Raw genomic sequence first — 8,319 nt, forward strand, 5'->3', positions numbered from 1 at the left:
TAAGAGCGTGCTGTGGGCAGATAATTGGAGCATTAGCTGCTGTGCCGGAGTAAGGTTGTAATGCGGCGTTGTGCTTTGCACGTTGACTTAGATTGAAAATGGCTGAGTGCATGTAGTAGTGCTCGACTAACTAAGTAGTGGGCGAAAGGGCTTGATATGTTTAGAAATGTTGTATCTATGATTTTGGGTACAAAAAAAACGGCCTTAAAGCCGCTTGAGTACCTGATGGCGGATGGAGTGAGATTCGAACTCACGGAGGACGCAAATCCTCGACGGTTTTCAAGACCGTTGCATTCAACCGCTCTGCCATCCATCCGCATAGGTTGTGCGCACATTATACCGAGTTTTAACTAGGATGCAACACTTGCTTAAACTTTTTTGGAGTGTATTTGCACCTATGTACAGTCAAACGCGATAAATAAGCTAATTGTATAGCTTGTACTTATGCAGCAATCTAGCTTTATGAGAACATGTGTTTTTGCTTTTGAGCCATTGTTCAGTGTATTTTGGGTTGGTTGTGATGATTTCTCTTGTATGTAGCCTGTAGCTGCTCATTGAGCAAGTAAGGTGGGATTAGCTTTTCTTGAATTGAAAAAGGCAGGCCTATGGCCTGCCTTTTAAAGCTTACTTTTAGCGCTGTAGTTGTGGCTAGTAGAAACTACAGCTTTAAATTAAAGCTTGGATTAGCTCTTAGCTGCCTCATTGTCAGCAATCATCTGATGCAGCTCCTGAATGGAGTGTACAGTTGCAAACTCGTCTTCACCGATAGAGTCAACGGTTGCAAATGCTGCATTGATGGTAGTGCAGTAGCTAATGTGATGCTGCAGAGCACTAGCACGTAACTGACGGGAGTCCTTAACAGACTGACGACCCTCAGTAGTGTTAATGACCCAGTCGTAACGGGCTGACTTGATGGCGTCTAAAATGTTTGGACGGCCTTCGTAAACCTTCTTTACGCGGGTAACAGGAATACCAGCATCAACTAAGCACTGATAGGTACCGCCGGTTGCATCCAGCTCAAATCCGTGCTCGATTAACTTGCGGCCCAGCTCTGGCAGCACGTCCTTATCGGAATTACGGATAGAGAGCAGTACACGACCCTTACGTACGATCTCAGCAGAAGCAGCTAACTGAGCCTTTGCATAAGCCTCAGGGAAGAGCTTAGCAGTACCCATAACTTCACCAGTTGAACGCATCTCAGGGCCTAAGATAGGGTCTGAGCCTGGGAACTTATGGAATGGCAGTACTACTTCCTTAACTGAGTAGTAAGGAGGAATTACCTGATTGGTAACGCCCTGATCAGCTAAGGTCTTGCCGGTCATAATACGAGCAGCAATCTTGGCTAAAGGCAGTGAGGTTACCTTGGATACAAAAGGAATGGTACGTGCAGCACGTGGGTTAACCTCGATGAGGTAAATCTCATCATCACGTACAGCCAGCTGAACGTTCATGAGGCCACGAACCTCAAGCTCCATAGCAAGATCCTTGGAGATCTTGATAATGCGCTCCTTGATTTCCTCGCTTAAGTGCCAAGGTGGGAGTACGCAAGCAGCGTCACCAGAGTGAACACCACACTCCTCAACGTGCTCCATGATGCCGCCAATTACAACCAGGTTGCCGTCGCATACAGCGTCAACATCGATTTCAACAGCGTGATCTAAGAACTTGTCGAGCAGAACAGGAGACTTGTTGGATACCTTTACAGCCTCATTGAAGTAACGGCGTAAATCATCCTCATCGTATACAACTTCCATTGCACGACCGCCTAATACGTAGGATGGACGTACAACGAGTGGGTAGCCGATGTTCTCAGCAATAGAAACAGCCTGATTTAAGGAAATAGCAGTGCCGTTCTTTGGCTGGAGTAACTGTAACTTATCTACAGCTTCTTGGAAGCGCTGACGATCTTCTGCCTTATCAATTGCATCAGGAGAGGTACCAATGATAGGTACGCCAGCCTCTTCGAGCTTCTTAGCAAGCTTGAGTGGGGTCTGACCGCCGAACTGAACGATCACGCCCTCTGGCTTCTCAACACGGGCAATTTCTAAAACGTCTTCTAAGGTAACTGGCTCAAAGTACAGTCTATCTGAGATGTCATAGTCAGTAGAAACAGTCTCTGGGTTGCAGTTAACCATGATGGTCTCAAATCCGTCCTCGCGCAGCGCCATAGAAGCGTGTACGCAGCAGTAATCGAATTCGATACCCTGACCGATACGGTTAGGGCCACCACCTAAGATCATGATCTTGCGGCGATCTGATGGGTTAGCCTCACACTCTTGCTCATAAGTTGAGTACATATAAGCAGTTGGAGTAGAGAACTCAGCAGCACAAGTATCAACGCGCTTGAAGGTTGGGTAAACCTCGTGTAACCAACGACGCTCACGCACCATATCTTCAGTTACGTGGAGTAACTGAGCTAAGCGTGCATCAGCAAAGCCGCGTGACTTAAGATCACGCATCTCATCTGCGTCGATGGATTTTAAGGTACGACCGGAAAGTGACTTTTCAATGTCGATGATTTCTTTGATCTGTACTAAGAACCATGGATCAACACGGGTGTACTCAAAGAGCTCTTCTACGGTCATGCCCATTCTAAAGGCATCAGCAATGTACCAAATACGGTGTGCACCAGCATCTTCAAGCTCGTGCAGGATCTTGGTACGGGCTTCCTTGTGGTTCATGTCGATACGAGGATCGAAACCGCACTTACCGGTTTCAAGACCACGCAGAGCCTTTTGCAGAGACTCTTGGAAGGTACGGCCAATAGCCATAACTTCACCAACAGACTTCATCTGAGTGGTCAGACGGTCGTTAGAGCCTGGGAACTTTTCAAAGTTGAAGCGAGGAACCTTGGTAACAACGTAGTCGATGGAAGGCTCGAATGAGGCAGGGGTTAAGTTGCCAGTAATGTCGTTGCCAAGCTCATCTAAGGTGTAACCAACAGCCAGCTTTGCAGCTACCTTAGCAATTGGGAAACCAGTTGCCTTAGATGCTAAAGCTGAAGAACGGGATACACGTGGGTTCATCTCGATGATGACCATACGGCCATCAACTGGGTTGATACCAAACTGTACGTTAGAACCACCAGTCTCAACACCGATCTCACGTAAAACAGCCATAGAGGCGTCACGCATGATCTGGTATTCCTTGTCAGTTAAGGTCTGAGCAGGGGCTACAGTGATGGAGTCACCAGTGTGGATACCCATTGGGTCGAAGTTTTCGATGGAGCAAACGATGATGCAATTGTCCTTGCGATCACGTACCACTTCCATCTCGTACTCTTTCCAGCCGATTAAGGACTCGTCGATTAAGAGCTCATGAGTTGGTGAGCTTTCAAGACCCTTAGTACAGATGGCCTCAAACTCTTCTGGGTTATAAGCAATACCGCCACCAGTACCACCCATGGTAAAGGAAGGACGGATAATGCAAGGGAAACCAACTTCGTTTTGAACTTTCCATGCCTCTTCTAAAGAGTGGGCAATGCCAGCACGTGGGCAAGCAAGGCCAATCTTCTTCATGGCAGCGTCAAAACGCTCACGGTTTTCTGCCTTATCAATGGTGTCAGCATTAGCGCCGATCATCTCAACGCCGTACTTAGCTAACACGCCATGACGCTCTAAATCTAAGGCGCAGTTTAATGCGGTCTGACCACCCATGGTAGGCAGAACTGCATCAGGACGCTCCTTTTCGATGATGTGCTCTACTACACGCCAATCGATTGGCTCAATGTAGGTAGCATCAGCGATGTTAGGGTCGGTCATAATAGTAGCTGGGTTAGAGTTAACTAAAATGACGCGGTAGCCTTCTTCACGTAAAGCACGGCAGGCCTGAGTACCTGAGTAGTCGAACTCACATGCCTGGCCGATAACGATAGGGCCGGCACCTAAAATTAAAATGCTTTTTATGTCAGTGCGCTTTGGCATAAATTCCTCCGGTCCTACTTAGTGTTGTTACGCATCAGTTCGATGAAGTGATCGAAAAGCGGGCTTACATCATGAGGGCCTGGAGATGCCTCAGGGTGACCCTGGAAGCTAAATGCAGGCGCATCAGTACGCTCGATGCCTTGTAAAGAACCGTCGAATAATGAGAAGTGAGTAGCCTTAACGTTATCAGGGAGAGTGTCCTTATCAACGCAGAAGCCGTGGTTTTGTGAGGTGATGTATACGGTATTTGACTCAACATCACGCACTGGGTGGTTAGCACCGTGGTGACCAAACTTCATCTTAATGGTCTTAGCACCAGAGGCTAAGCCTAAGAGCTGGTGGCCTAAGCAAATACCGAATAAAGGAATCTTCTTTTCTACGAAGACCTTGATAGCCTCTTGAGCATAAGTACATGGCTCTGGATCGCCTGGACCATTGGACATAAAGATGCCATCAGGATTGTACTTTAAAGCCTCTTCAGCAGGAGTCTGTGCTGGAACAACAGTCAGACGACAGCCGCGCTGGGCTAACATACGCAGAATATTAATCTTGATACCGAAGTCGTAGACAACTACATGGTATGGTAAAGAAGCAGCATCTTGCTTCTTGTAGCCCTTACCTAAGGTCCACTCGCCGTCAGTCCACTCATAAACTTCTTTAGTGGATACAACCTTGGCAAGATCTAAGCCCTTCATGGATGGGCATTCTTGAGCAAGCTTGACAGCTTCATCAGCACTGATGCTTGGATCAGTGGTAAGGCAACCGTTTTGAGCACCCTTTTCACGCAGAATACGGGTAAGCATACGGGTATCGATGCCTGCGATACCTGGCTTTTGATACTTAGCCAAGAAATCGCTTAATGATGTGTCAGAGCGGAAGTTAGAGGCTACAGAGGACAGGTCACGAACGATAAGACCTTGAGCACAAACCTGATTTGATTCCATATCCTCGCTATTGGTACCGTAATTACCTATATGTGGGTAAGTTAAAGTAACAATCTGGCCAGTATAGGACGGATCGGTGAGGATTTCCTGATAGCCGGTCATAGAAGTATTGAAGACAACTTCACCGGTTAAAGTGACACCTGCGGCACCAAAAGCTTTGCCTTTGAATACTGTGCCATCAGCAAGTGCAAGGATTGCGGTACTAGCCACAAATACCTCCAAAATTCTGAGCTGATACAAGTGACTTTAGGTGTTTTGCAAGCATTAGACGTGTCAAATTGAGCCTGCTCATGGAGCAGACTTATTGAATAAATATCCACCAGTGCGACGGTATTTTTATTGAACACGTTTTGGCTTAAAAATGACGCTAAACAAAGCGCGACGATGCCAAAAGAGTACAAGCTAGATCTAACCGTAAAGTTCAATCAATTAGGAACTGTCTAAGCTGCGTTCAATCTATGCTTAGCTAGTAACTTGCTAACAAGTAGCTGTTTACTTTAGTCCAATCTTAAATGTTGTTAGATGCATGTTAACGGTAAGTACATGGCTTACCTTGTTTGACATCGAATGACTTTGTTTAAAGCAGAGGTGTTACTTAAAGAGCGCCATGATGAACATGGATTACATTAAGTACAATGGATATGACGCGCACGCGTGCAGGCAGGAAGCTTAGCTTTCAGCCCGCAATGCAAACTCAGAAATTATATAGTGCTGATACAAAACACGCGCATAAAGCGCGCATTTGAAAGTGAAATAAGATCACCACTCATCTCTGAGCTATCCTTGGTGTTATTGCCAAAAGAAATAGCAAAGGCATTGGCTCGTATCTTTACTACGAATTCGTTGCCTTTTACCATTTAGCACACTCCAAAGACGCATCAATTGAGAGCTTGAAATTAAGCCAAGTAGGCTGAGGAAATCAGACTCTCATCAGCTTTAAGAGTTGAGATAAGCTCGTTTCTTAAAACTTTTGCGTCGTTCTTTTCCTATGCTTGAAACACTACAGCCAAAGTCCTACCTATTTTAGCGAATAACATCACAAAATCAAGCTTGTTTGCTGGTTTTAGTATTGGTATCTAGGGCACAATACGATACTTTTTAGCCATTACTTGCCCAAATTTAGCCATTTTCGCTTACCTAACTCTTTTGCACTGGATGTCAGACAATTAACCTCACCATAAAAAGGCAGACTCATCCATAAATAACCTCAACATCCAAAACTGACTCATCCCTCGTAAGCTCATCAAGTTTCCATTACTGTCTATAAAGAACATCTTTACAAGGTGTCAATGACATAATCCATCTTGAAGGCCATTTACAACCGTACCTTTACCAAGAGAGCGTTATCCAAATCTTGCTAAAGATCGTATAAGCACAACTAGGCACTATGATCATTAAAGCTATTTAGCAGGCAGTACTTGGCATACTTCGATAATAATAGACTGCACCCGTTCTATAGCCTAGAAACGACAACGCCCCTGCAAATGCAGAGGCGTTATCAGGAATATGGGGCTATTTGAAATAGCTACTAGCTTTTCTTTTTCTTGCCAGTCACTGCTTTAGCAGTAGTTTTTGGAGCTCTAGCTGATCTGTCTACTTTAATTTGAATGCCAGGTTTTACAAACTTAACATCCTTATTTAAGCCGCAGTGGTTGCAAGCTTCAATAAACTTAGCGTCATACATAGCGCGAATACGTTCGCGACGCTCGGCAACATCAAGCTTAGTAAGTGGCACGTAATCTTGCTCAGGTACATCAATAAGGCCTAAGTATTTGGCGTGAGCTGAGCGTGGGCAGTGATGGAACTCACCATCCCAGATGTGACGGCAATTATTTGGACAAGCTTTATACACAGCTTCTTTTTGCTCGTCATTAAGACCGCGATCAGAGGTGTCGCCCATCTCAAACCATGAGATGTCCTCATCGGTAGTCTGAACCATAACGCCACGGTTTAAGCAGGTATCGATGATCTTCTTATAATGAGGAGCAACGTTTGGTCCGTAGTTAGAAAAGAAGAATGAGACCTTGTTATTGTTGGCCATCAGATCTAAAAGCTCATCTTTTGGCATTAAGGTAGCGTTAGAAACGATCTGAATATGCTGCAGCTTTGGCAGAGTTAAAAGGAACTTAAAGAACTCTATAAACTGCTTTTGCATAAGAGGCTCACCACCCATGACGCGTAAGGTGAGAATGTGGTCAACTGCCTCAATAAATGACACTACCCAAGACTTAACTGCCTCAATATCCATAGGCTTAGCACGGCCCATGTTGGCATAGGTTTGCATGAAGTTAGCGCAATCACGGCAGTTTAAGGTGCACTGAGCAGAGATACATACTTCTACATATGGAATGATTAAAGGAGGATTAGCCTTAGCCATTCTCTCGGCAACCATTGCATAGAGCATGTCGAACTCGGCTGATTGAGGATTCTCAAGTGCCTTAGTGAGTTTGGCTTTTTGGTAGCAATACTCAGCACCAAGATTGGCTGGAAGAAGTTCTTCAAGAGTCTGAGGCATAGTCCATTATTCCATTTAATAGCTAACAGCTAGAAGATAATGCACAAACATCATCATAAGGATGTTTGAAATAGCATAAGCTTGGCATTGATCCCGTGCTTAAAGTTGCGCTGATGCTATGTCAAAGGCGCATGCTTGTCAATTAGGCAAATCTCAGCCTGATAACTAAAGTCACAATCGACAAAAAAAGAATAGCGCCCTACATCTACCAAAAGAGTAGTGTTATAAAACTACTATAAATAGCACTAAGTAATAGAGCAAATGAAAATGAAGCTTTGCATCCATTACGAGCACATCTACTTAACTACGCTCAGAGCCAACCTAATCAAGTTTGATAGTGCTATCAATAATAAGTAGTAGGTTGCACTTGATAGTATCGAACCTAGGCTTTCACATACATACATATGCAGCAGTGCAATGTGTTTGCACTCAAATTAGCAATCGCGACACTTATTGTTTAAAAGTTAAGTGAGCTAGGGAGTATTTTTTTGGTGTTTAAAATGTCTTGATGTAGCAAAATGGTGGCTAGAACATCAAAAAAGGGCATATTAACCATGAGTTTTGATCGTGACTTAGGATCTTGCCTGATCTTTTAATGTGCTGAAAATGGCTTAAATGCGGGCTTTGTTTGGTTAAGGTTAAAAAATTTTTAAAATTTTTTGAAAAAGTACTTGCGTGGGGCTTAGATTTCAGTACAATACACCCTCGTCAGTTGACAGCAGTCACTGACGCCCTGAAGCGGGCTGTTAGCTCAGTGGTAGAGCAGTGGACTTTTAATCCATTGGTCGAGGGTTCAAGTCCCTCACAGCCCACCACTTAAAAACTTCAGGCGGTTTCTGTAATGGGTCGTTAGCTCAGCTGGTAGAGCAGCGGACTCTTAATCCGTTGGTCGCGGGTTCGATCCCCTCACGACCCACCATTCAGAAACAAACCCATA

General features: G+C 44.8%; 3 protein-coding genes and 3 tRNA genes. 2 read left to right on the forward strand and 4 right to left on the reverse strand.

What is annotated here, in order from left to right; translation table 11 throughout:
- Positions 1-226 precede the first annotated feature (226 nt).
- From H524_RS0111250 to H524_RS0111270, 4 genes are all read right to left on the reverse strand, one after another.
- Positions 227-316, reverse strand: a tRNA-Ser gene (locus H524_RS0111250).
- A gap of 367 nt (positions 317-683) precedes the next feature.
- Positions 684-3,923 carry a carbamoyl-phosphate synthase large subunit gene (gene carB / locus H524_RS0111255; protein ID WP_027940277.1) on the reverse strand — a complete coding sequence of 1,080 codons (3,240 nt, stop codon included), beginning with the start codon at positions 3,921-3,923 and terminating at the stop codon, positions 684-686.
- Positions 3,924-3,937: 14 nt separating this feature from the next.
- Positions 3,938-5,077 carry a glutamine-hydrolyzing carbamoyl-phosphate synthase small subunit gene (gene carA, locus H524_RS0111260; RefSeq protein WP_027940278.1) on the reverse strand — a complete coding sequence of 380 codons (1,140 nt, stop codon included), beginning with the start codon at positions 5,075-5,077 and terminating at the stop codon, positions 3,938-3,940.
- A gap of 1,318 nt (positions 5,078-6,395) precedes the next feature.
- Positions 6,396-7,382: a radical SAM protein gene (locus tag H524_RS0111270; protein WP_027940279.1), complete on the reverse strand. Its 987-nt coding sequence runs from the start codon at positions 7,380-7,382 to the stop codon at positions 6,396-6,398.
- A gap of 740 nt (positions 7,383-8,122) precedes the next feature.
- Between H524_RS0111270 and H524_RS0111280 the strand changes: the two genes are divergently transcribed.
- Together H524_RS0111280 and H524_RS0111285 are read left to right on the forward strand one after the other, a co-directional pair.
- A tRNA-Lys gene (locus tag H524_RS0111280) sits at positions 8,123-8,197 on the forward strand.
- A gap of 28 nt (positions 8,198-8,225) precedes the next feature.
- Positions 8,226-8,301: transfer RNA gene (locus H524_RS0111285), tRNA-Lys, on the forward strand.
- Positions 8,302-8,319 lie beyond the last annotated feature (18 nt).

The organism is Anaerobiospirillum succiniciproducens DSM 6400 (genome assembly GCF_000482845.1).
GTDB lineage: Bacteria > Pseudomonadota > Gammaproteobacteria > Enterobacterales > Succinivibrionaceae > Anaerobiospirillum > Anaerobiospirillum succiniciproducens.